The organism is Gilliamella sp. B3892 (genome assembly GCF_026536305.1).
In the GTDB taxonomy this organism is placed as follows: domain Bacteria; phylum Pseudomonadota; class Gammaproteobacteria; order Enterobacterales; family Orbaceae; genus Gilliamella.
This window is the reverse complement of sequence record NZ_JAFNOK010000003.1, coordinates 84,711-109,112: the sequence shown is the minus strand read 5'-3', so window position 1 is coordinate 109,112 and position 24,402 is coordinate 84,711. Positions and strand designations below refer to the sequence as shown.

At 38.8% G+C, this 24,402-nt stretch carries 24 protein-coding genes, 2 pseudogenes and 1 riboswitch; of the genes and pseudogenes, 18 read left to right on the top strand and 8 right to left on the bottom strand.

Going from position 1 to position 24,402, the window contains the following annotated elements; genetic code table 11:
* Nucleotides 1-27 precede the first annotated feature (27 nt).
* From J3U74_RS04765 to mdtH, 3 genes are all read left to right on the top strand, one after another.
* On the top strand, nt 28-1,167 hold the full coding sequence (locus J3U74_RS04765; protein ID WP_220219010.1) for a porin: 1,140 nt from the start codon (nt 28-30) through the stop codon (nt 1,165-1,167).
* Nucleotides 1,168-1,303: 136 nt separating this feature from the next.
* Nucleotides 1,304-1,762 carry a methylglyoxal synthase gene (locus J3U74_RS04760; RefSeq protein WP_220219011.1) on the top strand — a complete coding sequence of 153 codons (459 nt, stop codon included), beginning with the start codon at nt 1,304-1,306 and terminating at the stop codon, nt 1,760-1,762.
* The gene (gene mdtH / locus J3U74_RS04755; protein WP_267328620.1) at nt 1,763-2,974 is read left to right on the top strand and encodes a multidrug efflux MFS transporter MdtH; all 1,212 of its coding nucleotides are present in this window, start codon (nt 1,763-1,765) and stop codon (nt 2,972-2,974) included.
* Here mdtH and J3U74_RS04750 read toward each other — a convergent pair.
* A complete protein-coding gene (locus J3U74_RS04750; RefSeq protein WP_267328619.1) occupies nt 2,952-3,731 on the bottom strand; it encodes a class II glutamine amidotransferase in 780 nt (259 codons plus the stop codon). The genes mdtH and J3U74_RS04750 overlap by 23 nt on opposite strands.
* Before the next feature lies 1 nt (nt 3,732).
* Nucleotides 3,733-4,308: a D-sedoheptulose 7-phosphate isomerase gene (lpcA, locus tag J3U74_RS04745; RefSeq protein WP_267328618.1), complete on the bottom strand. Its 576-nt coding sequence runs from the start codon at nt 4,306-4,308 to the stop codon at nt 3,733-3,735.
* Between the two features lie 398 nt (nt 4,309-4,706).
* Between lpcA and ribE the strand changes: the two genes are divergently transcribed.
* The 11 genes and pseudogenes from ribE to gorA all read left to right on the top strand — a co-directional run bounded on the left by ribE (nt 4,707) and on the right by gorA (nt 14,668).
* The gene (gene ribE, locus J3U74_RS04740; RefSeq protein WP_294832750.1) at nt 4,707-5,177 is read left to right on the top strand and encodes a 6,7-dimethyl-8-ribityllumazine synthase; all 471 of its coding nucleotides are present in this window, start codon (nt 4,707-4,709) and stop codon (nt 5,175-5,177) included.
* Nucleotides 5,178-5,190: 13 nt separating this feature from the next.
* Nucleotides 5,191-5,601 carry a transcription antitermination factor NusB gene (gene nusB / locus J3U74_RS04735; protein ID WP_366518656.1) on the top strand — a complete coding sequence of 137 codons (411 nt, stop codon included), beginning with the start codon at nt 5,191-5,193 and terminating at the stop codon, nt 5,599-5,601.
* Between the two features lie 21 nt (nt 5,602-5,622).
* Nucleotides 5,623-6,675: a TrmH family RNA methyltransferase gene (locus tag J3U74_RS04730; protein ID WP_267328617.1), complete on the top strand. Its 1,053-nt coding sequence runs from the start codon at nt 5,623-5,625 to the stop codon at nt 6,673-6,675.
* A gap of 127 nt (nt 6,676-6,802) precedes the next feature.
* On the top strand, nt 6,803-7,738 hold the full coding sequence (gene nadR / locus J3U74_RS04725) for a multifunctional transcriptional regulator/nicotinamide-nucleotide adenylyltransferase/ribosylnicotinamide kinase NadR (protein WP_267328616.1): 936 nt from the start codon (nt 6,803-6,805) through the stop codon (nt 7,736-7,738).
* Between the two features lie 62 nt (nt 7,739-7,800).
* Entirely contained in the window at nt 7,801-8,574 is a 774-nt protein-coding gene (gene ubiE, locus J3U74_RS04720) for a bifunctional demethylmenaquinone methyltransferase/2-methoxy-6-polyprenyl-1,4-benzoquinol methylase UbiE (RefSeq protein WP_267328615.1), read from the top strand.
* 14 nt (nt 8,575-8,588) lie between these two features.
* Nucleotides 8,589-10,100 (top strand): annotated as a pseudogene (ubiB, locus tag J3U74_RS04715) (ubiquinone biosynthesis regulatory protein kinase UbiB); the annotation flags it as partial.
* 103 nt (nt 10,101-10,203) lie between these two features.
* Nucleotides 10,204-10,428 carry a twin-arginine translocase TatA/TatE family subunit gene (gene tatA / locus J3U74_RS04710; protein WP_416379752.1) on the top strand — a complete coding sequence of 75 codons (225 nt, stop codon included), beginning with the start codon at nt 10,204-10,206 and terminating at the stop codon, nt 10,426-10,428.
* 3 nt (nt 10,429-10,431) lie between these two features.
* A pseudogene (gene tatB / locus J3U74_RS04705) lies at nt 10,432-10,752 on the top strand (Sec-independent protein translocase protein TatB); the annotation flags it as partial.
* Between the two features lie 14 nt (nt 10,753-10,766).
* Nucleotides 10,767-11,537 carry a twin-arginine translocase subunit TatC gene (gene tatC, locus J3U74_RS04700; protein ID WP_267328612.1) on the top strand — a complete coding sequence of 257 codons (771 nt, stop codon included), beginning with the start codon at nt 10,767-10,769 and terminating at the stop codon, nt 11,535-11,537.
* Nucleotides 11,538-11,584: 47 nt separating this feature from the next.
* Nucleotides 11,585-13,009: a bifunctional D-glycero-beta-D-manno-heptose-7-phosphate kinase/D-glycero-beta-D-manno-heptose 1-phosphate adenylyltransferase HldE gene (hldE, locus tag J3U74_RS04695; RefSeq protein ID WP_267328611.1), complete on the top strand. Its 1,425-nt coding sequence runs from the start codon at nt 11,585-11,587 to the stop codon at nt 13,007-13,009.
* Nucleotides 13,010-13,315: 306 nt separating this feature from the next.
* Nucleotides 13,316-14,668 carry a glutathione-disulfide reductase gene (gorA, locus tag J3U74_RS04690; RefSeq protein WP_267328610.1) on the top strand — a complete coding sequence of 451 codons (1,353 nt, stop codon included), beginning with the start codon at nt 13,316-13,318 and terminating at the stop codon, nt 14,666-14,668.
* Nucleotides 14,669-14,734: 66 nt separating this feature from the next.
* Here the strand turns inward: gorA and J3U74_RS04685 are convergent, their stop codons facing one another.
* Complete coding sequence (locus J3U74_RS04685; protein ID WP_220219024.1) at nt 14,735-16,087, bottom strand: MFS transporter; 1,353 nt, start codon at nt 16,085-16,087, stop codon at nt 14,735-14,737.
* Between the two features lie 222 nt (nt 16,088-16,309).
* Here J3U74_RS04685 and J3U74_RS04680 point away from each other — a divergent pair, with 222 nt between their 5' ends.
* The 4 genes from J3U74_RS04680 (at nt 16,310) to J3U74_RS04665 (ending at nt 19,375) form a co-directional block, all read left to right on the top strand.
* A complete protein-coding gene (locus J3U74_RS04680) occupies nt 16,310-16,873 on the top strand; it encodes a DNA-3-methyladenine glycosylase I (protein ID WP_267328609.1) in 564 nt (187 codons plus the stop codon).
* Between the two features lie 14 nt (nt 16,874-16,887).
* Nucleotides 16,888-17,487: a YdcF family protein gene (locus J3U74_RS04675; protein WP_267337947.1), complete on the top strand. Its 600-nt coding sequence runs from the start codon at nt 16,888-16,890 to the stop codon at nt 17,485-17,487.
* Between the two features lie 110 nt (nt 17,488-17,597).
* Nucleotides 17,598-18,959 carry a tRNA uridine-5-carboxymethylaminomethyl(34) synthesis GTPase MnmE gene (mnmE, locus tag J3U74_RS04670; RefSeq protein WP_267328607.1) on the top strand — a complete coding sequence of 454 codons (1,362 nt, stop codon included), beginning with the start codon at nt 17,598-17,600 and terminating at the stop codon, nt 18,957-18,959.
* Nucleotides 18,960-19,171: 212 nt separating this feature from the next.
* The gene (locus J3U74_RS04665) at nt 19,172-19,375 is read left to right on the top strand and encodes a heavy-metal-associated domain-containing protein (RefSeq protein ID WP_220219028.1); all 204 of its coding nucleotides are present in this window, start codon (nt 19,172-19,174) and stop codon (nt 19,373-19,375) included.
* Nucleotides 19,376-19,466: 91 nt separating this feature from the next.
* Here J3U74_RS04665 and thiD read toward each other — a convergent pair whose 3' ends face one another.
* From thiD to trpS, 5 genes are all read right to left on the bottom strand, one after another.
* The gene (thiD, locus tag J3U74_RS04660) at nt 19,467-20,261 is read right to left on the bottom strand and encodes a bifunctional hydroxymethylpyrimidine kinase/phosphomethylpyrimidine kinase (protein WP_267328606.1); all 795 of its coding nucleotides are present in this window, start codon (nt 20,259-20,261) and stop codon (nt 19,467-19,469) included.
* Nucleotides 20,258-20,914, bottom strand: a complete 657-nt coding sequence (gene thiE / locus J3U74_RS04655; protein ID WP_267328605.1) for a thiamine phosphate synthase — start codon at nt 20,912-20,914, stop codon at nt 20,258-20,260. The genes thiD and thiE overlap by 4 nt, the downstream gene beginning before the upstream one ends.
* Nucleotides 20,915-20,923: 9 nt before the next feature.
* Nucleotides 20,924-21,712, bottom strand: coding sequence for a hydroxyethylthiazole kinase (gene thiM / locus J3U74_RS04650; protein ID WP_267328604.1), 789 nt, complete (start codon nt 21,710-21,712; stop codon nt 20,924-20,926).
* 48 nt (nt 21,713-21,760) lie between these two features.
* Nucleotides 21,761-21,863, bottom strand: a riboswitch (TPP riboswitch).
* Between the two features lie 38 nt (nt 21,864-21,901).
* Nucleotides 21,902-23,263: a Trk system potassium transporter TrkA gene (trkA, locus tag J3U74_RS04645; protein WP_220219032.1), complete on the bottom strand. Its 1,362-nt coding sequence runs from the start codon at nt 23,261-23,263 to the stop codon at nt 21,902-21,904.
* A gap of 117 nt (nt 23,264-23,380) precedes the next feature.
* Complete coding sequence (trpS, locus tag J3U74_RS04640; RefSeq protein WP_220219033.1) at nt 23,381-24,376, bottom strand: tryptophan--tRNA ligase; 996 nt, start codon at nt 24,374-24,376, stop codon at nt 23,381-23,383.
* Nucleotides 24,377-24,402 lie beyond the last annotated feature (26 nt).

The window sequence follows — 24,402 nt, the reverse complement described above, 5'->3', positions numbered from 1 at the left end:
TAATAAAATACCTAAGAGGGTAACAAAATGAAACGTAATCTATTAGCAATCGCTATTCCTGCGCTTTTAATTGCAGGTACTGCTGGCGCTTCTATCGAAGTGTGGAATAAAGACGGTAATAAAGTTGACTTTTATGGTCGAGTTTATGCCTTAAACTATATTACTGATCGTAACAACCAAACAGGCGAAGGCGACAAAACTACTGCACGTCTAGGTATGTCTGGTCAAACTCAAATTACTGACAGTTTAAGTGGTTATGGCCGTTGGGAATACGAAGCAAAAACAGGTGCTGATGCAGATAACGAAACTCGTTATGCTTACGCTGGTTTAAACTTTGGTGACCTTGGTTCATTCGATTATGGTCGTAATGACGGTGTGTTAAAAACCTTAACTTCTTATACTGACGTTTTACCTGAGTTTGGTGGTGATGCTTCTGATAACAATCTTTATGCATTAACTGCACGTACTAAAGCGGTTGCAACTTACCGTAACTCTGACTTCTTCGGTCTAGTAGACGGTCTTCGTTTTGCTGTTCAGTATGCGGATAATGGTGATAATAGTTCAACTGGTCGTTTCAATAAACACGATCGTAATGGCCACAATAGTGCAGAAGCATGGGGTGCCGTGGTTGATTGGGATGTGTTAGAAACTGGTTTATCAGTTGGTGCCGGTTATGCACAAACTGGTGGTCATAAAGATGCTAAAGCTTGGTCTGCTGGTGTTAAATATGCCAATGATAACCTTTACTTAGCTGCATTATATATTCAAGGCAAACAAAAATATGGTTGGGATAATGGATCAGCGTCAACTAATGCTGATGATTTAAAAACCAAAGGTTATGAATTTGTTGCACAATATGGTATCGACTTCGAAGTGGGTCGTTTAACTCCATCTGTTGCTTATATTCAACATAAAGTAAGCGATGCATCTCGTTATTCAAGCGATGCTGGTCTTAAAGGTAATGACTTAGCAAAATATGTTGATGTTGGTTTAACTTATGACTTCAACAAAAACTTACAAGCTCTTATCGATTATAAAATCAACTTGTTAGATAAAGATGATATCGGTGCTCGTCGTGCTTTATATAATGACAGCACATTTAGCAAATCACAAATCAAAGCTACAACAAAAGATACTGTAGCACTTGGTTTAATTTACCAATTCTAATTGATTGCAATTTGCTATCAAATAAAAGGCACTTCGGTGCCTTTTTTATTGGCTTTATTTTAATCAAATATTTCTTGCACTTTCGTCGATACTCTGTTAAAAATTGCAAAGATAATAATAGATTAGGATAAAATCAATGCGCTTAACCACCCGTATATTACCTGCCAAAAAGAGTATCGCTTTAGTCGCTCACGACCACTTAAAAGATTCACTGCTTGAATGGTGCAAGAAAAATTATCATGAACTGACTCATCACCATTTATGTGGCACCGGCACTACCGGTACTTTAATTAAAAAAGAGACGGGACTTGAAATTACCCCTATGTTAAGTGGACCAATGGGCGGGGATCAACAAATAGGCGCTTTAATTGCAGAAGGTAAAATCGACATTCTTATCTTTTTTTGGGATCCGCTTAATGCTGTTCCGCATGACCCCGATGTTAAGGCGTTGCTTCGCCTGTCAACCGTCTGGAACATACCGGTAGCGACTAATCAAGCAACAGCTAACGCTTTAATACAATCATCTATTTTTGCTCAAGAGGTCGAAATAGAGATCCCGGACTATCAAGGTTATTTAGCGCAAAGAGTCAAATAGATGCCAATTCCTTCGCAAATCCGTAAAACCGGTCGAAAAATATTATTATTTGATAATTTATTTATCGTATTAGGATTTTATGTCGTTTTTCCGCTAGTTTCGACTCATTTTGTCAGTCAAGTTGGCTGGAGTGCATTATTTGTCGGTTTTGCTTTAGGATTTCGGCAATTTGTACAACAAGGCTTTGGTATTATTGGCGGTGCCATAGCCGATAGATTTGGCGCTAAGCCAATGATCGTCACCGGTATGTTTTTGCGTTCCATTGGTTTTATCTCTATGGCAGTTGCCAACGAACCATGGTTATTACTGCTATCGTGCTTGCTCTCGGCACTTGGCGGTTTATTGTTTGATCCGCCACGTATGGGATTAACCATTAAATTTACTCGACCGCATGAGCGTGGCAAGTTTATCTCTTTGCTAATGATACAAGATAATGCTGGTGCGGTGATTGGTGCATTAATCGGCGGTCTGCTGATCGATTATGATTTTCATCTGGTCTGTTGGTGCGGCGCATTTATCTTTTTCTTATGTGGCATTTTTAATGTTATCTATTTGCCGGCCTACCATATCGCAATTGGTAAAGCGCCCATTATCAATGGGATGAAAATGGTTGTCAAAGATCGCAAATTTACCCGTTATGTGTTGACCTTGACCGGTTATTATGTGCTTTGGGTGCAGATCATGTTGATGTTGCCTTTAACTATAACCAATGTGTCGGGCAGTCCTAGTTATGTCAAATGGATGTATGCCATTCAAGCTTGCATATCATTAGTGTTACTTTATCCATTGGCGCGATTAAGTGAGCGCTATTTTCGATTAGATCAAAGACTTAAATTTGGTCTGTTTCTGATGACTTTTGCCTTTATTATCATTGGCTTTACGCATCATTTATCTATCTTATTGTCTCTTATTGCACTGTTTTATTTAGGGGCAATTATTGCTGAACCTGCGAGAGAAACGCTATCAACAGTGTTAACCAATCCGAAAGCAAAAGGAAGCTATATGGGATTTAGCCGACTAGGCTTAGCTTTAGGCGGATTTATTGGCTATACCGGTGCCGGCTGGTTATATGATGTTGCGCAGGCGATAGGTTTCCCGCATCTTCCATGGATAGTTTTAACCTTTGTCGGCTTGCTGACTTTAGGTTATTTACAATATCTATTTAAAGATGAGCAACCTATGGTACGTATTAAGACCAGGAAGATTGGATAATCTCACCATTTTTAAATAACATCGCATCGCCGGTATTTAATTTATGCCATGTTTCATTCGAAGTTAATGGCAAAGTCGAAATAATAGTGACCACATCATCAGGTGTGGTATGTTTTTGAAAATCAATTTCCACATCTTCGTCAATCAATTTTGCTTTACCAAATGGCGCTCGGCGAGTGATCCAGTGCAAATTGGTTGAACAATAAGCAAAAACATATTGTCCGTCAGACAGTAACATGTTAAATATCCCTAGTTTATTTAATTCATCAGCGCACTGTCTAATGTCATTAAAAAGTTTGATATCATCAGTCGGTTTTTCCGGATATTTTTTAAGTAATTGATTGATCAAATAGCAAAAAGCATACTCGCTATCGGTCATGCCTACCGGTTCAAATATACCTCTGTCTAAACTTTCATAATCGGTTAATTGACCATTGTGAGCAAATGTCCAGTTTTTCCCCCATAATTGTCGAGTAAAAGGGTGGGTGTTTTCTAACGCCACTCCACCCCGATTCGCTTGACGGATATGGGCGATAACTGCGGTGGATTTGATTGGGTAGTTTTGTACCATTTTAGCGATAGGCGAATAGCTACATGGCTCCGGATCTTTAAATGTCCGGCAGCCTTTTCCTTCATAAAAAGTGATGCCCCAACCATCTTTGTGGGGCCCTTTATCGCCACCACGTTTGATTAAACTGGTAAAGCTAAAACAGATATCGGTTGGTACATTGGCACTCATACCCAATAGTTCGCACATTTTAAGCCATCTCTTTTTCAATTAGCATTATAAGAATATGGATAACTTTGATATGGATTTCTTGTACTCGATCGGCATAGCCAAAGTGTGGTACACGAATATCGACATCAGCCAGTCCATTCATTTTTCCACCATCTTTACCGGTTAAGGTGATAATCTTCATGCCTTTTTGTTTTGCCGCTTCGATGGCTTTTAGTACATTTGTTGAATTGCCGGAAGTTGAAATACCTAACAGCACATCGCCCTTTTGCCCAACACCTTCAACGTAACGAGAAAAGATATAATCGAAACCAAAATCGTTACCTACGCACGATATATGGCTAACATCGGATATGGCAATGGCTGGGTAGGCAGGGCGGTTATCACGATAACGACCGGTTAATTCTTCAGCAAAGTGCATTGCATCACAATGAGAACCACCATTTCCGCACGATAAAACTTTTCCGCCTTGTTTAAAACTATCAGTAATTAAAATAGCGGCTTGCTGAATTTGTTCAAGATTTTTATTATCCGAAACAAAATTGGCTAACACGTCAATAGCTTGGTTTAACTCATCACGAATATTATCAATGTACATTAATATAACCTCATAAATAGAAATTCTATTTAGTATTGTAAATCGTTCAAGATAGCTTGCAAGCGATAAAAAATAAAATGCCTATCCTTGTCAAGAACTTTCAGAAACAACCTACGTTTAAGCATAATTTTTCTGAGAAAAATCCTAGAGTTAAACAGCTGTTATTTTTGCCTTACTCTTTTTCCAAAAATAAAATGATTTGATTGGTTAAATGTTATCGATCAATTTTCAAAAAATTATTTATTAAAACGTTGTTGTAGCGTTATATCCTAATAGGACAAGCCTTTAAATTGTGATAAAATGGCAAGATTATTTTCGCTTACCGTAATAGTTAAATAAGTGGTAATTAAATAATTGTGAGTTAAATAGCATTTAAAATTAATCTATAAGGAATTGATATGCAAACAGTAAAAGGTAAAGTTGCGGCACCCAAAGCTAAAGTAGCTATAATCGTCGCTCGTTTTAATCATTTTATTAATGACAGTTTAGTTAATGGTGCTGTTGATGCATTGACCCGTATCGGGCAAGTTGATGATAAAAATATTACTGTAATTTGGGTTCCGGGCGCTTATGAAATTCCACTTGCTGCTAAAGCCGCAGCACAATCAAAAAAATATGATGCTATTGTTGCGTTAGGCACAGTGATTCGTGGTAGTACTGCGCATTTTGATTTTGTTGCCGGTGAGTCAAGTTCTGGCTTATTAAGCGCCAGTTTAGATTTTTCAATTCCGGTAGGGTTTGGTATTTTAACAACTGAAAGTATAGAACAAGCTATTGAACGTGCAGGCACTAAAGCCGGTAATAAAGGCGCTGAAGCTGCTTTAACTGCACTGGAAATGCTAAATATTATTAAAGCAATTAAGGAGTAATTTAGTGGCGTTAGTGAATCCTCGTCGCCGTGCAAGAGAGTGTGCCGTTCAAGCAATTTACTCTTGGCAAATTTCACGCAATGATCTTGCTGATGTTGAAGCAAGTTTTATGGCTGAGCAAGATATGAAAGGCGTTGATGCCAAATATTTTAGAGAGTTACTTAGTGGTGTGGCTAAAAACACTGCTGAACTCGATGAAAAAATGTCACCTTATTTGACCGAACGTAGTGTTGATGAGTTAGGGCAAGTCGAGTTAGCCATTTTAAGAATTGCACTTTATGAATTAATGAAACGTCATGATGTGCCATATAAAGTTGTGATTAATGAAGCTATTGATCTAACCAAAACGTTTGGCGCTCAAGAGAGCCATAAATTTATTAATGGTGTTTTAGATAAAATTGCACCCACTATACGTACTCGCTAACTGAACAATATTGAGACAAATATGAACGATAATACTGAAAAAAATAAACCCACTGTTTACTATGCTAAAAAACAAGAGAATCCAAAACACTCTTTTGCGACTAAAGAGAAATCGAAAAATAGCCGAAATAAGCATAGGGAAGATTCTTTTCAGTCTAATTCAAGAAGCAAACGTGATTTTAATGATCGCATTGAAACGTTTCGACCTAATGTTAGTGGCAGAAAACCAGATAACAAAGCTCGATCCGATCAATCTCAATATGATTTAAATGATTCACCATGGCAAAAGAAAGTTCGTAATAATGAGCAGACTCCGACTTTTGGGTTTGATGAGTATCGTCAACGTAAAGAAGAGTCTTTAGTCTATAGTGAAAACAGTTGTAAAGCGGTGTTTAAACATCGTCGTTTAGCGATAGTCAAACTGTTTATTACTCAAGAGATGACTTATCAATTTAAAGATTTAATTAATTGGTTAGTCAAGCAGCGTTTGGGCTATGATGTTGTATCATCTGAGCAAATCACTAAAATTACCCAGACTCCTCATCACGGTGGTGTGTGCTTAATTGTAAAAAAACGTGTTCCACTTAGTTTAATTGACTATTTAGCTAAACAAAGTGATAAAACTCAAGATTGCCTTTTGGCTATTGATGATGTGAATAATCCTCATAACTTAGGTGGCTTGATTCGTAGTGCGGCTTTTTTTGATGTAAATGGTGTAATGTTACGTCAAACCAATTTACTCGATAGTGGTGCTGCTATGCGGGTTGCCGAAGGGGGTATTGAAGCGGTTGAATCAATCAAAAGTGATGATTTTATTGCTTCGTTAGATCTATTAAAACAACATGGCTATCAAGTTGTTGCGCTATTACCGTGTCAGGTTAAATCAATGGCATCAACTGAGCTACATAAAGCACATATTAATCAAAAAGTTGCTTTGGTCATTTTCCAGCAAATTAATTTAAAATTAGTTAATTGTGCTGATGTAGTTGTTCATCTTAAAGGAAATGATAATATGCCTGCACTGAATATTTCAGTTGCTACAGGGATTGTATTATCGCATCTGCAAAATCAGTAGTGTTTATGTTGCAGATGAGTTGGATTAGCTTTTTTGTCATTTAATATTTCTAAATAGCATCATTTGAATAGAAAATGGTTATTTTTTCTGTACATTGGTAGCTAGTTATTCTGTTCTGGTAATCATTATGGTGTTGAAACATAAAGTTGGTTTAATTTTTGGTAAGTTCTATCCTTTACATTGTGGTCATATCTATCTGATTGAAAAAGCGATGAGTCAAGTTGATGAATTGCATATTATCCTTGGCTGCGAGGCTGAACGTGATAAACTCCTTTTTCAAAAAAGCCAATTACCAAAACAACCGCAAGTCTACGATCGCTTTTCTTGGTTACAAGAAACTTTCAAAGATCGTCACAATATTCATGTACATATTTTAGATGAAGCCGGTATTGAATCTTATCCCAATGGCTGGCGAGATTGGAGCGATCGTGTTAAACATATTTTAGCTGAGCACAAAATTGAACCTACCGTCGTGTTCACCAGTGAGCCGCAAGATGCTAAAAATCATGAACACTATTTTGGCTGTCCGGTTGTGATTGTCGATGCCGATCGTGATTTTGTTAATATTAGTGCGACAAAAATTCGTGAAAATCCTTATAAAAATTGGAATTTCATTGCAAAAGCGGCTAAACCTTTTTTCGTTAAAAAAGTCGCTATTATCGGACAAGGTAAATTTAACGATTTACCCCTTCAGCTTGCCAATATATACAATACTCAATATGTTTCTAATGGCTATATTAATTACATTCAACGCGAAATAACCACACCGCAACATCAGCGTTATTTAAGTGAAAATGATTATATGCGAATAGCTATGCTTCATGTTGAACGTGTGGCGAAAGCGGTCGAAACTGCCAATAAACTGGTCTTTACATCGATTGATTTTGATAGTTTAGCGAAAAACTACAATCAGATTTTTAATAAACAAAGTGATGCGTTAAGAGATTTAAAAATCAATTGTCCTTTTGATTTAGTCATACATGAGTCAGATTTACCCGCAAATAGCTCACCTTTAGAACATTTTGAAACGGTGACGAAAATGGTTGAGTCATTATTGATTTAGTTCATCACATTTATTAATGCTTATGCTAAAATACCCTAAATCTTTATGATAGGTGTATTTTTATGTCTCAATCTTCTGATAAACAAGATAATAATCAAGAGAAAATCGATTTCGGTTATACCCAAGTTTTAAAACAAGATAAAGTCAAACGTGTAGCAGAAGTTTTTCATTCGGTTGCAGATAAATATGATGTAATGAATGATTTGATGTCATTTGGGATTCATCGTATCTGGAAAAAAAACACCATTGAGTATAGCAGTGTCCGTAAAGGTCAAAAAGTTCTCGATCTCGCTGGTGGAACCGGTGACTTGACCGCTAAATTTGCCCAGTTAGTTGGTGATGATGGCTTAGTTGTGCTTGCCGATATCAATGAATCGATGTTAAAAGTTGGTCGTGATAAGTTACGTGATAAAGGCTTATTTAAAAACATTGAATATGTGCAAGCAAATGCTGAACAATTGCCGTTTGCCGATAACTATTTTGATTGTATTACTATTTCTTTTGGTTTACGAAATGTTACCGATAAAGAGAAAGCCTTGCGTTCGATGTGGCGAGTTCTAAAGCCGGGCGGACGATTATTAATTCTTGAGTTTTCCAAACCTCAATATCAAATCTTAAATAAAGCGTATGATTTGTATTCCTTTACCATGCTGCCATTAATGGGCAAGTTGGTGGCAAATGATTCAGAAAGTTATCGCTATTTAGCTGAATCAATTAGAATGCATCCGGATCAAAAAACGTTGAAAAAGATGATGGAAGATGCCGGATTTGTTGATGTGAAATATCACAATATGACCGGTGGCATTGTCGCTTTACATATTGGCTTCAAATTTTAATACGATAAAACATCATGACATTTTTTCGACTTTATAAAATTCTGGCAATTTTTCGGGCTTATCGATTAGATGAGTTGTTGCCCGCTCATCAGTCATCCAAATGGCTGCGATTTTTATTGATCTGCTTATTTTGGGTCAGACCGAAAGCGAAACATCAACCAATTGGCGAACGCTTACGTCAAGCCCTTCACGAACTTGGTCCGGTTTGGATAAAGTTCGGGCAGATGATCTCGACAAGGCGTGACATATTACCTGAGCATATTGCTGATGCGCTGGCTAAGTTGCAAGATCAAGTCCCGCCTTTTGACGGGAAAATAGCGAAACAACTCATTGAGTCTGCTCTTGGTAAGCCGATTGATACCTATTTTTCCGATTTTGATGAAATTCCATTAGCTTCAGCGTCCATTGCGCAGGTACATACTGCGACATTAAAAAGTAGTCAAGCTGAAATAGTGATAAAGGTGTTGCGACCGAATATTTTGCCCGTGATTCAATCCGATATTCGATTGATGTATTGGGTGGCAAGACAGCTAACTAAACGCATCAAATTTGGTGAAAGGTTGCGAGCGGTTGAAATTGTTAATAATTATGAAGTAACGTTACTTAAAGAGCTCGATTTACAGCAAGAAGCTTATAATACTATTCGCCTGCGTGAAAACTTTATTAATAGCGATATTCTTTATATTCCTTACATCTATCAAGAGTTATCTCGTAAAACGATTTTAGTTGAACAGCGAGTTAGAGGCGTTGCGATAGCCAATATTGATGAGCTAAAACGCAATAACGTTAATATGAAATTACTCGCCGAGCGTGGTGTTCAAGCCTTTTTTACACAAGTATTTCGGGATAATTTTTTCCATGCAGATATGCACCCGGGCAATATATTTGTTGATATCACCGATCCGCAAAACCCTCGCTATATTGGTATTGATTGTGCCATTGTTGGCATTCTAACTGAAGAAGATCAGCGCTATTTAGCTGAAAATTTTCTGGCCTTTTTTAATCGTGATTATCGTAAGATTGCTGAAACTTATATCGCATCGGGCTGGGTACCGGAGACAACCGATCCCGCTGCGCTTGAAATGGCGATGCGCAATGTGTGCGAACCGGCTTTTGCAAAACCACTGGTGGAGATTTCGTTCTCACAAATATTATTGGATTTATTTCAAGTTGCCCGTCAGTTTGAAATGGACATTCAGCCGCAATTAACGTTGCTGGAAAAAACGTTATTTTATATCGAAGGATTAGGTCGTCAGTTATATCCTGAGTTGGATTTGTGGCAAACAGCTAAACCTTTTTTAGAAAAATGGTATGAAGATAAATACAGTGCTAAAAAGATCTTACAACAAGCTTGGGCTTCACTGCCGGAATGGCGGGCAATTTTACCCAATTTACCGGCAAAATTGAATGATCAATCACGAATCACAAAGCAGATTAATCAACAATTAGTCAGCATCAATCAACAATTACAACGCAATAAGAAAAGCCAACGTTATTTATATTGTATCATTGCTGTTGTGAGTACTTTATGTGTTGCATTATTGATACTTCGCTAATTTGGTCACTTTAGAATCTTATTATTTAAGTGTATAATTTATTTATTTAACCCCTTTGGAGATAGTCATTATTATGCTAAGTATGCCCAAACTCCTTATAATTATTGCCGTTATTGTATTATTGTTTGGAACGAAAAAACTACGCTCTTTAGGATCAGATCTTGGCGCATCGATTAAAGGTTTTAAAAAAGCCATGAATGATGATGACGAACAAGATAGCAAAAAAGAGGCAGGTGACAGTTCAGCAAAAGTTGAAGATCTGACTTCAACTGATGATGACAATAATAAAAAAGAGTAACTTATGTTTGACATAAGCTTTGGTCAATTATTATTAGTGCTCATTATTGGACTGGTTGTGCTTGGGCCTGAGCGCTTACCTGTGGCGATTAAAACTGTCGCTGGTTGGATTAAAGTTATGCGCCGCATGTCTGCAACCGTGCAATTAGAGTTAAGCAAAGAGCTGAAACTACAAGAGTTACAAGACAGCTTAAAAAAAGCTGAGCAAAGTGGTTTAAAAACCCTTACCCCTGAAATTCAAGAATCAATTGATGAATTAAAACGGGTGACCGAATCATTACAAAAAGAGATTGATTCGGCTACCCATATAGATATTGAACACTCAGACAAAGATAAATCATGACAGACGACGCAACTCAACCTTTAATTGGACATCTTGTTGAACTTAGAACACGGCTACTACGTTGCATAATCTGTATTTTAATCGTGCTGGCTTGCTTACTCTATTTTTCGAATGATATTTACCATATTGTTGCTAATCCTTTGATTAGACAATTGCCTACCGGCAGTAGTATGATTGCAACAGACATTGCAGCGCCTTTTTTTACCCCAATAAAGTTAACTGCGGTTGTGGCAATATTTGTCTCGATTCCGTATGTGCTTTATCAAGTTTGGGGATTTATTGCCCCGGCACTTTATCAGCATGAAAAACGCTTAGTCATGCCACTGATTATTTCAAGTACGATTCTATTTTACATCGGTATTGCTTTTGCTTATTTTATGGTCTTTCCATTGGCATTTTACTTTTTTATTCATACCGCACCAGTGGATGTGGCAATTAATACCGATATTACCAAATATCTTGATTTTGTCATGACGCTTTTTATTGTATTCGGATTTGCATTTGAAGTACCGGTAGCCATTATTTTACTTTGTTGGACAGGGGTGACAAATCCCCAAAGCCTACGAAAAAAACGCCCCTATATTATTGTTGGGGTTTTTGCTGTTGCGATGTTTGTTACACCACCGGATGTATTTTCACAAATCTTATTAGCAATACCAATTTGCTTATTATTTGAAATCGGTACTTTTTTTGCACGATTTTACCAACCACGTAAAAATAGCCAACTTGACAATGAAAGCCAACAAGATTTAAATGAAAATCAATAAATAGTTAAGTTATAGCTTAAATGACTAGTAAAGGATAACTCATCATAATGAAAACATCATTACCAGACTTTAATTTTGCCAATATTCTTGTTGTTGGTGACATTATGCTAGATCGCTACTGGTATGGCGGCACTAATCGTATTTCACCTGAAGCGCCGGTTCCGGTTGTGAAAATTGATGCGCTCGAAGAGCGCCCGGGTGGCGCTGCGAATGTGGCGATGAATATCACAGCGCTTGGCGGTCATGTGCGGCTCATTGGCTTAACAGGCATTGATGAACCAGCTAAAATCCTTGATGAACAATTAACCCAATACCATGTGCAATGTGACTTTGTCTCCGTTTCAACGCATCCAACGATTACTAAATTAAGAGTGCTTTCTCGCAATCAACAGCTTATCCGAATTGATTTTGAAGAGGGCTTTGATAATGTTGATCCTTCGCCAATGCTCGAACGTATTAAAACCGCACTCGCCAGCCATAATGTATTGGTGCTGTCAGATTATGCCAAAGGGGCATTATCTTCTGTTCAAGCTATGATTCAACTGGCTAATCAAGCTAATGTGCCTATTTTAGTTGATCCTAAAGGTACAGATTTTGAACGTTATCGAGGCGCCACACTACTCACACCAAATATGTCGGAGTTTGAAGCGGTGGTGGGAGCTTGCCATAATGAAGAGCAGATCATCGAAAAAGGCTATGAGCTAATTAAGCGATTTGATCTCAAAGCATTACTGGTCACCCGTAGCGAAAAAGGCATGACGCTACTCCAGTTAGATAAGCCGGTTTATCACTTACCGACTCATGCCAAAGAAGTCTTTGATGTGACCGGAGCAGGCGATACCGTGATTGCTACATTAGCTACAGCGTTAGCCTCGGGCCAATCTTTAGAAGAAAGCTGCTTTTTAGCCAATGCCGCCGCAGGTGTGGTTGTGGGTAAACTAGGAACTTCAACCGTTTCTCAAATTGAGTTAGAAAATGCCATTCGAGCCCGTAAAAATAATGGTTTTGGGGTGATGACTGAAGATGAGTTAAAAGAAGAAGTCCGAAAAGCAAGGTTACGTGGCGAAAAAATTGTGATGACCAATGGTTGTTTTGATATCTTGCATGCAGGCCATGTCTCTTATCTTGCTAATGCCAGAAAACTTGGCGATCGCTTAGTAGTTGCTGTAAATAGTGATGAATCAGTAAAACAGCTCAAGGGTGAATCCCGACCAATTAATCCGTTAAGGCAACGTATGATTGTATTAGGCGCACTTGAATCAGTAGATTGGGTTGTGCCATTTGTTGAACAAACGCCACAGCGACTCATTAGCAATATTTTGCCTGATGTTTTGGTCAAAGGTGGCGACTATAAACCGGAAGATATCGCTGGCGGTAAAGAGGTCATTGAAGCAGGTGGAACGGTAGAAGTTTTAAACTTTGAAGATGGTTGCTCCACCACAAATATTATCAATGCCATAAAAAATCAATAAACCATTCTTAGGCAAAATTGGCGACCAACAGGTGGCCAATTTTTTGTTTACAATGTCAATTCTCACCACTTTAGCTGTCTGTTGTATTAACAACATGATGTACAAATCGTTTAGCTAAACATCTATCCAGTTTTTTGATTAACAACAATCAGTAGTGCTTCGTTTGTTTAATTAAAGAATTTTTTATTTATTTCGATAATCAATAGATAATAACTATTGTTAAATTTTAGAATAAATACTTTTTTTATTGCCCACTTTGTGCAAAGCTATTAACCATATTGAATCAGTAAGCTTAAAGGATAGATAATGACCAAACATTATGATTATATTGCTATCGGTGGCGGTAGTGGCGGTATTGCATCGGTTAACCGTGCAGCGTTATATGGCAAAAAATGTGCAATTATTGAAGCAAAATCATTGGGCGGAACGTGTGTTAATGTAGGCTGCGTTCCGAAAAAAATTATGTGGTATGGCGCGCAAATTGCCGAAGCAATCAATCATTATGGTCCCGACTATGGTTTTGATACCACTATTAATCAATTTAGTTGGGATAAATTATTAGCAAGCCGTAACGCTTATATCGATCGTGTACACCAATCGTATGACCGTGTGCTAACCAATAATAACGTAGATGTGATTTATGGCTATGCAAAATTTGTTGACTCACACACAATTGAGGTTAACGGTGAACAATACAGTGCCGATCATATTCTTATTGCTGTCGGTGGAAAGCCAACCATTCCGGACATACCTGGCGCCGAATATGGTATTACATCGGATGGATTTTTTGCCTTAAAAGCCTTACCTAAACGTGTGGCCGTGGTTGGGGCAGGTTATATTGCTTGTGAAATTGCCAGCGTTTTACATTCGCTAGGTGCGCAGACGCATCAATTTGTTCGTCAGGCAACACCTTTACGCAGTTTTGATCCACTGATTATTGAAACTTTAATGGAAGTGATTGCCGCTGAAGGTCAACAGTTACATACCTTTGCAATTCCAAAACAAGTGACTAAAAATAGTGATGATTCATTAACCCTAACATTGGAAAACGGTGAAAGTTATACTGTTGATTGTTTGATTTGGGCAATTGGTCGTCAGTCAGCCACTGGTGATATGAATCTAGAAGCTGCCGGCGTTGATGTTGATGATAATGGTTTTGTTATCGTCGATAAGTACCAAAATACTAATGTTGCAGGCATTTACTCGGTTGGTGATGATACCGGTGCCACCGCATTAACTCCTGTTGCCGTCGCTGCCGGACGTCGCTTGTCGGAACGACTTTTTAATAATAAAAAACATGAATATCTCGATTACACTAACATTCCAACCGTGGTATTTACTCATCCGGCTATAGGTACTGTTGGATTGACTGAACCGCAAGCTATTATTCAATACGGTCAAGAAAATGTAAAAGTTTATAAATCCACTTTTACCGCTATGTATACCGCTGTCACTGCACATCGTCAACCTTGCCGAATGAAGCTGGTTTGTGTGGGTAAAGATGAAAAAATTGTCGGTATTCATGGTATCGGTTATGGCATGGATGAGATATTACAAGGCTTTGCTGTCGCACTTAAAATGGGCGCAACCAAAAAAGACTTTGATAATACTGTGGCAATTCATCCAACTGCTGCTGAAGAGTTTGTCACTATGCGTTAATAAAATTAATGACTGCAAACTATAAAATAAAAAGCAGGCTAATGCCTGCTTTTTTGTACTTCTTACTTATCGATTATTAGACTCACTTCGCCAGCCTTGTTTGGCTAATGGATAAAAGCCTACAGCGACGGCGATTAATGCCACAAATGAGATATAAATTCCCGCACCAAGATAACTATATTGACCCAGTAAATGATCCGGACTTAATAGATAAATGGTTAACGTTGGCGTAATTGCACTAAACAAGGCATAGGCTAAATTATAAGAAAATGACAGTCCCGAATAGCGGATAGCGGGTGGGAAAGTTCTGGTGCCAATAATTGGTGTCATTGCGATAGAACCAATAAATAATCCAAATATCGCCCAAATTGAATATAATTTGCAGAGCGAAATGTCAGGCGATAGACTGCTATAAAAATAGAGGCTAACAATCGCAAGGCCACCCCAAGAAAGGATAACGGTTTTAGTGGTACCGAGCTTATCTTCTAACCAACCCGAAATAATACAGCCAATGGTTAAGGTTAATGCTGCAATACAACCACCGATTCGCCAATCAAGGTTGGCAAAGTGGTACATCCCCCCGACAATACGCCCCGGGGTAATTAAAATGCCGACCATAATGGCTGTTGATAATGACCAAGTTAAAAGCGCCACAATCATGCAAGCGGTTTTGTGTTTTTTCAAAACGGTCACAACTGGAATATTTTTTTCAATAGCTTTACGGGCAGCCAATTCTTTAAAAATTGGCGTTTCAGATAAGAATCGGCGTAAATAAACTGAAATAACACCAAAAATGCCCCCGACGATAAAGGGAATACGCCAAGCATAATCTAAGATATTTTGGTTGGTAAAACAGAGATCAATAATGATTGTCACAATAAAACCAAGCAAGATACCGCCAGTTATGCCGGATGTTAAGGTGCCAACGCCAAATCCGTAACGTTGTTTTGGCACATGCTCTGCAATAAATACCCAAGCACCGGGCATTTCCCCGCCAATGGCTGCACCTTGTAGCATACGCATTATCAACAGCAGTAGTGGCGCCATAATCCCAATAGTTTCATAAGTGGGTAATATACCTATAATAAAAGTCGGTAAAGCCATCATGGCTACACTTAGCGTGAACATTTTTTTACGTCCGACTTTATCGCCAAAGTGCGCCATGATAATTCCGCCAACCGGACGAACTAAATAACCAGCGGCAAAAATTCCCCAAGCAAAAAGATCCAAGGTTAAAGGTGATAATGTATGGGGGAGGAAAAGCGGTTTGACAATAGTGTCAATATAGAGCGCGTAAATAACAAAATCGTAAAACTCTAACGTTCCACCTAACGATGAGAGCACTAATGTTTTCAAATCCTTGCAATTTAATGGCCGAGCAACGGGTTGCCATTCGGCGTTGATTTCAGATTGACTCATGAACACAACCTTATTGTTATTGTTAAATAAAGATAACCAAATAATTCATCTTTTTTGACGAAATCTTAAATCGAGACAACATTCTGCCATAAAAATTTGTCCTTTTTTTCATCATAAAAAAATTTCATGAGTGAGACAAAACCGGTTATTTGATTTATAATTCTCGGAAAAATTTGGAAAAATTCAGCTTGTTTATAGAAATTTATGTAAGGAAAACTATCTATGTCAACCCCACAATCAAGGCGCTGTAGCTGGGTATCTAATGATCCTTTGTATATCGATTATCATGATAACGAATGGGGAATTGCTCAATATGATAGCCTTAAATTATTCGAAAAACTTTGTTTAGAAGGGCAACAAGCTGGATTATCATGGATTACAGTGCTAAAGAAACGAGAAGAGTACCGTCGCTGTTTTTTTGATTTTAAGCCGGAAAAAATTATTCAATTAACGGCAGAAAATATCGAAGCTTTATTGCAAAACAAAGGCTTAATACGCAATCGTTTAAAACTCAACGGAATAGTAAAAAATGCACATGCCTATTTAAATATGCAAAATAACGGTGAAGATTTTTCAACATTTATCTGGTCATTTGTCGAGGGAAAACCGATTATTAATCATTTTAACGATATGAGTGAAGTGCCTATTACTACCGATATTTCTGACAGCATGTCAAAAGCTTTAAAAAAGCGAGGTTTTACTTTTGTTGGTTCGACTATCTGTTATGCTTTTATGCAATCAATGGGATTAGTTAACGATCATTTTCAATATTGTGATAAAAAATAAAGGAAAAAATGACTATGCTCACTAAATTGATCAAGATTTGCTTTATTTTAATCTTTACCTATTTTGTTATTGCCAATATTGTTATTTATTTGTATGCCAATAAAAAACCGGTATCAAATGCGGATACTTTAGTGGTACTCGGCTCTCAAGTTATTGGCAAGCCGGCTGTTGCGCACCCTACATTAGCTGTAAGATTGGATGTTGCGTATGATTACTTAAAAGATAATCCCCAAACCAAAGTGGTTGTTTGTGGCGGGCAAGGTAGGGATGAGTCGGCAACTGAAGCTAGCGTTATGGCACAATATTTAATCGATAAAGGTATCGAACCTAGTCGAATTTATCAAGAAGATAAATCAACCCGAACAGCACAACAATTTATCTATGCAAATCATGTATTACCTTTAGGTAATACGGTTGTGGTAACCAATGATTTTCATCTGTTGCGTTCAATTATGTTAGCCAAACGTTCAGGTATTAGCCAAGTATCAGGGCTATCAGCGCCATTAGCTTGGGATAATATCGATAAATATTATGCATTGATTCGTGAGCCACTTGCACTGGCAAACTCCTGGCTATTTGATCACCCAAGCGATGATATGAAAAACGAGCAATAATTTTAAATCAAAACCTTTAATCAATCGCGGTAAAGCCATTAGTAGCTAATGTTTTTACCGTGCTTCCATGCTATTATTAATCATCAAATTTTAAATTGTTATAGATAAATATGAAATCCGATACAATTGTTGCACAAGCAACGCCACCGGGTCGAGGTGGTGTTGGAATTTTGCGTATTTCCGGGCCTCAAGCTCAAACAGTTGCGCATGCGGTATTAGGAAAATTACCAAAACCTCGATATGCTGAGTATCTTCCCTTTTTAGCGCCTGATAATACAACGTTAGATGAGGGGATCGCATTATATTTCCCTAATCCTCACTCTTTCACCGGTGAAGATGTGCTTGAATTACAAGGGCATGGTGGTCCGGTAATTTTAGATCTGCTACTTAAACGAGTGCTTGAGATTCCTAATGTGCGAATTGCAAGGCCGGGTGAGTTTTCAGAGCGTGCTTTTTTAAATGATAAATTAGATTTAGCCCAAGCTGAAGCCATTGCCGACTTAATTGACGCCAGTTCTGAACAAGCAGCAAAATCAGCTATATCATCCCTGCAGGGGGTATTTTCTAAAAAAGTTAATGCGCTAGTTGAATCATTGATTCACCTAAGAATCTTTACGGAAGCTGCTATTGACTTTCCTGAAGAAGAGATCGACTTTTTGTCGGACGGCAAAATAGAAGCGCAACTTAATGAAGTGATTGCTCGCTTAAACGAAGTTCGTCAAGAGGCTAAACAAGGCTCACTGTTACGAGAAGGCATGAAAGTGGTGATAGCCGGGCGCCCTAATGCCGGTAAATCAAGTTTACTTAATGCACTTGCCGGGCGTGAAGCTGCAATTGTGACCGATATTGCCGGTACGACTCGTGATGTGTTACGTGAACATATTCATATTGACGGTATGCCTCTACACATCATTGATACTGCCGGATTGCGTGAAGCCAGTGACGAAGTGGAAAGAATCGGTATTGAACGAGCATGGCATGAAATAGAGCAAGCCGATCGAGTCTTATTTATGGTAGATAGCACAACGACTAATGAAACAAATCCGGAAAAATTGTGGCCAGAATTTATCGAGCGTCTGCCAAAAAATATGCCTGTCACTGTGATTCGTAATAAAGCTGACTTAACCGGCGAGGCGTTAGGTTACAGTGAAATAGATGGCTACTCGCTAATTCAACTTTCAGCCCGTACCGGTGACGGTATTGCGCTACTGCGTGATCATCTTAAACAAGCTATGGGCTTTAATGCGAGCACTGAAGGTGGCTTTTTAGCGCGCCGCCGCCATTTGCAAGCACTGGAAAAAGCCGCTCAGCACTTAAGCAATGGGCATTATCAATTAATGACTTTTCATGCCGGTGAATTACTCGCTGAGGAGTTAAGACTTGCGCAAGAAGCTTTAAGTGAAATTACCGGAGAGTTTACTTCTGATGATTTGCTAGGGCGCATATTTAGCTCATTTTGCATTGGTAAATAGAAGATGTAATTCAACTGTTAAGCTAAGCTAAATAACCGCTTATTTATTGTTTTATCATAGTAAGTTGGTAGTTTGGTTTTAGGCTGTTTTGGCGTAATATATAAAAACTTTTTCATTTTTAGCATAGCGTTTTGTTAAATAGCTAATCTATGCGCTCAGCGGATTAATTATTTACAAAACCATGTTATTTCCAATAAAACAGAGGGTTAATTATGAAATTAATAGTCGATAATATGAGTTGTCAGCACTGTGTTAATGCTATCACTAAGGCGATTAACGATATCGATCCAAAGGCTAAAGTGACGGTTGATTTAGCTAAACATGAAGTTGATATCGACGGCGGAACCATTTCGCAAGAAGCCGCTATTGCTGCGATTAATGAAGCCGGTTATGAATTTGTTGGTATTGCCTACTAGTTTTAATGATTTCAATTATGACGGTTTCGGGCAAAATTTCAGTTAAATAAAAAACAGTGTTAATTTGTCCGAAACCTCAGTTATCAATCGATCACCACCATTGGTAAAAGTGGTGAGTTGGTCCAATACCTTTTCCGATACTTAAATCATCAGCATGGCTAATGGCGCCATATAAATAATCTTTCGCTTGTTTGACTGCCTGCGCTAAACTGCGTTGAGGTAATAACGCAGCAATTGCGGCAGATAAGGTGCAACCTGTGCCATGGGTATTTTTGGTTTGAATTCTTGGTGAAGACATAGTGATAATTTCATCATGTGTGATCAAGTAATCCGGGCTTTCATGCCCCGGCAAGTGTCCGCCTTTCATTAGCACAGCTTGACAGCCTAATTTAAGCAGCGCTTGCCCCTGTTTTAGCATATCATTTTCGTTGCTAGCTTCGTCACAATCTAACAAGGCAGCCGCTTCCGGCAAGTTTGGGGTGATAACGGTTGCCAGTGGTAATAATTTTTCACGAATTGCAGTGACAGCGTCGGATTTTAATAAGCGGTGCCCACCTTTGGCAACCATAACGGTGTCTAGCACAATGTTATTTATAGGATTATTTTTTAATAAATGATAGACCGTCGACACTATCTCTTTGTTCATCAACATACCGATTTTAACACTGTCGATGTTGATATCCTGATATAGCGTATTAAACTGCGCTTCAACAAATTGTGGCGATATAGCCAGCACGTCATCAACGCCTTGAGTGCTTTGTGCAGTGAGAGCAGTAATTACCGACATCCCATAAGCGCCTAATGCTGAAAATGTTTTTAAATCAGCTTGAATACCGGCACCACCACTTGGGTCGGATCCGGCGATGGTTACGGCGATTGTTGTCATAATATTTTTTCCTGTCGAGCTTGTTGTATTTTATTAATCAGCGATGCGGTTGCCTGTGCGACATTTTTTTGTCCACAAATGGCGGAAACCACAGCAACGCCGTTAATACCTGTTTGAATAACTTGGCTAATATTATTGATATCAATGCCACCAATGGCTACAGCCGGGCATTTTTTCAGTTTTACTTGTTGGGTCAGCAGCTCAATTCCCATAGCTGTTGCCGCATCTTTTTTGGTTGATGTTGGAAAGATTGGGCCAATTCCCAAATAATCGACTTGTTGCCAGTCAACCGCATTAAGTTGCTCTTGATTGGAAACTGAAAACCCTAACCATTTATCCTTACCGATTAAACGGCGAGTAACATCGACAGGCAAATCACTTTGCCCAATATGGACTCCATCTGCGTCAATAGCAAGTGCAATATCAATATGGTCATTAATAAATAGGGGGACAGGGGTGTCGGCTAGTGCGGTTTTCAGTGCTAAGGCGGCATGATACCACGCTTTACCTGTTAGCGCTTGCTCAGATCTTAACTGCACAGCAGTCACGCCATTAGCAACAGCAATTTGGGTCGTGTTTACCATACCATTAATACCACCACACAATAAGGGATCGAGAACTAAATATAAGTCCAAATTCAATTGTTTTTTCATCAGATTTCCTTATCCATGGTGTGAATTAAACAGTGAAAGCTTGTCGATAATTGATACGGCATAACTGCCTAAGCCATGGTGTTTGTTAGCTTGTTCACCCGCTTTTTTCATCATCAAACAGGCCGAAGCACAAGCTAATAACGTATCGTCTGAGCTAGCGATAAAGGCCGCCACCATTGCCGACAGTGAGCAACCGGTTCCGGTTACTTTCGTCAATGCAATATCACCACCTTCAATGCGGTATGTGATTTGACCGTTAGTCACATAATCAATATCACCGGTCATTGCAACAATGGTTTGATACTTTTGTGCTAACTGCTTTGCCGCTTCAAGCGCCTGTTCGGTTGAATCTTGGCTATCAGGCCCGTTTGAGCAAGATTGCTCACCGCTTAATGCCAAAATTTCTGATGCATTACCTCGAATGGCAGTGGGCTTAAATGCCAATAATTGATGAGCTATTGCGGTGCGATAAGGCAATGCGGGACCAACAGCGACCGGATCGAGCACCCATGGTGTTTGGCTTTGTTGTGCTTGCTTTGCAGAAAGCAGCATGCTTTGCGCAATATTATCCTCAATTGTTCCAATATTAACCAATAAACTGCTGGCAACGCTAACAAAATCGGCAACTTCTTGCTTGGCAACAATCATTGCAGGTGATGCGCCAATAGCCAGTAACACATTGGCAGTGAAATTTTGTACTACATCATTTGTTATACAGTGGACCAGGGGATGTTGTTGTTTGACGTTATTAATAAAGGGAGTGGCTTGGGCTAAATCAAACATTTTGGCTTGTGACATATTCATTCCTTATCATCTATTTATTGGGAAGAATTTGCCAGATTAAGCGCAATGTGGCTCAGACTTCCCTACGCTGGTATGATCCAGATCAGGTTCAACGGGTAAACTCTCAGTTTTTTGCAAAAGGCAAAAAACACCCCGAGTCAAATTTTTTTAGTTATTATGAACTTACTTTCGGTTTTAAACAAGCTATTGTAATAATCTTTCGATATCTGTTATCACTTTTCTTTCCGGTAGGAAGATAATTAAATGATCGCCATCTTCAATAGTTAAATCCGTGTTGACGATAATGACATCTTCACCACGAACAACAGCCCCAATAGTTGCGCCGGACGGTAATTTTAGTCCGTTGATATTTTTGCCGACCAGTTTCGAGCTCTCATTGGTGCCATTAGCCACCACTTCGACAATTTCCGATTCGCCTTGTCGAAGTGAAATCACTTTTACAACGCCGGTTTGTCTTACATGGCTCAGTAGCTCTGAAATCGTTGCGTGTTGTGGGGAGATAGCAATATCAATCACACTATCATTAATCAATTCCAAATAAGCCTGCTTTTGGATTAAGACAATAACTTTTTTGGCGCCCATTCTTTTGGCCAGCATTGAAGACATTATATTTGATTCATCATCGCTGGTTACAGCAATAAACAGATCGGTTAATTCGACCTGTTCTTGCGATAAAAGCTCTTGGTCGGACGATTCACCATGTAAAACGGTGGTATTAACTAACTGTTCAGCAATAAATTCTGCCCGTTCCGCATCCCGCTCAATCAACTTGACTTGATAGTCGTTCTCTAACCGCTTAGCTAAGGCAACCGCAACCCCGCCACCACCGCTAATTATAATTCGTTTGTAAGGTTTCTCTAACCGTTGTAGCTCGCTGGTTACCGCTTTAATATTCACCGGAGGAGTAATAAAGTAGACCATATCACCGGCTTCAATAAGTGTAGAGCCTAATGGACGAATAAAGCGATTTTGGCGATAAATCGCCACCACTCGAGCTTCAACATGGGGGAGATGCTCTTTGAGTTCGGACAGTTCACTACCGACTAAAGCGCCACCATAATATGCAGTAACGGCAACTAGGCAGACTCGATTATCGTAAAACGAGGCAAATTGTAGAGCGCCGGGGTATTGAATTAATTGACTGATATGATTTGTGATTAAATTTTCTGGTGCAATAATGTGATCGATATTAATACAATCTTTATTGAAAAAAGGGTATCGTTCATCATTGTATTCCGGCGCACGAATACGGGCGACTTTTTGCGGAATGTTAAACATGACATGACCAATCTGACAAGCCATCATATTAACTTCGTCAGAATTGGTAACCGCAACGAGCATATCAGCCGATTCAGCACCAGCGCTTTCCAACACTTGTGGATAAGAAGATTTTCCTACAATGACTTGTAAATCAAAACGCTCTTGCAAAGATTGCAATTTTTCGTGATCTTCATCAACCACAGTGACATCGTTTTGTTTATCGGTTACCAGATACTCAGCCAGCGCACTGCCGGTTTGTCCTGCACCAAGAATTATAATCTTCATTGTTAACCCATAATAGTTAAATGGCTTTAAAGCTTACAGAGTCAACTTTTTTGCTTACTAAAGCCAATTAATATTGTTCAATGTTTATCGCGACTTGTGTCGTTTGTCGAATCGTAGTTATACAAAACCGATAGCATCGTACACTTTTCTCAACGTCGGCTCAGCTTTTGAGCGTGCTTTATCAGCACCTTCACGCATAATTGAAAACAGGTACGTTTCATCGTCACGGTATTGGTGATATTTAGCTTGTAAAGCCGTTAACATATCAATAACTTGTGTTGCTACTTCAGTTTTCAAGTGGCCGTACATTTTGCCTTCAAATTCTTTTTCAAGCTCAATTATCGGTTTGCCCGTGATGCCGGTTAAGATATCTAACAGATTAGAAACTCCCGCTTTATTTTTTAAATCATAACGTACAACCGGTGGCTCATCAGAATCGGTCATGGCTCGCTTAATTTTTTTCTCAATGTCTTTTGGATTTTCAAGTAAACCAATGACGTTGTTACGGTTTTCATCTGATTTAGACATTTTCTTAGTCGGTTCTTGAAGTGACATCACTCTAGCACCGACTTTCGGAATAAAGGGTTCTGGTACCGTAAATATCTCACCATAAAGCGCATTAAAGCGCATCGCAATATCACGTGATAACTCAAGATGTTGTTTTTGATCATCACCAACTGGCACTAAATTAGCTTGATAAAGTAAAATATCGGCAGCCATAAGTACCGGATAATCAAATAAGCCGGCATTAATATTCTCACTATGACGTGATGATTTATCTTTAAACTGTGTCATACGGCTCAGCTCGCCAAAGTAGGTGTAGCAGTTTAATGCCCAGCCAAGTTCGGCATGGGCTGGCACATGTGATTGAACAAAAATGGTGCTTTTTTGCGGATCGATGCCACAAGCTAAATAGAGTGCTAAGGTATCGAGCGTCGCTTTGCGTAGTTTTTGTGGATCTTGACGTACCGTTATCGCATGTTGATTGACGATACAGTAAACGCAATCATATTCATTTTGCAAAGCCACCCAATTTTTTAAAGCACCTAAGTAGTTGCCAAGTGTTAGTTCTCCTGATGGCTGAGCGCCACTAAATACAATCGGTTTACTCATAATTTATTCCTAATCTGTTTTCTCTT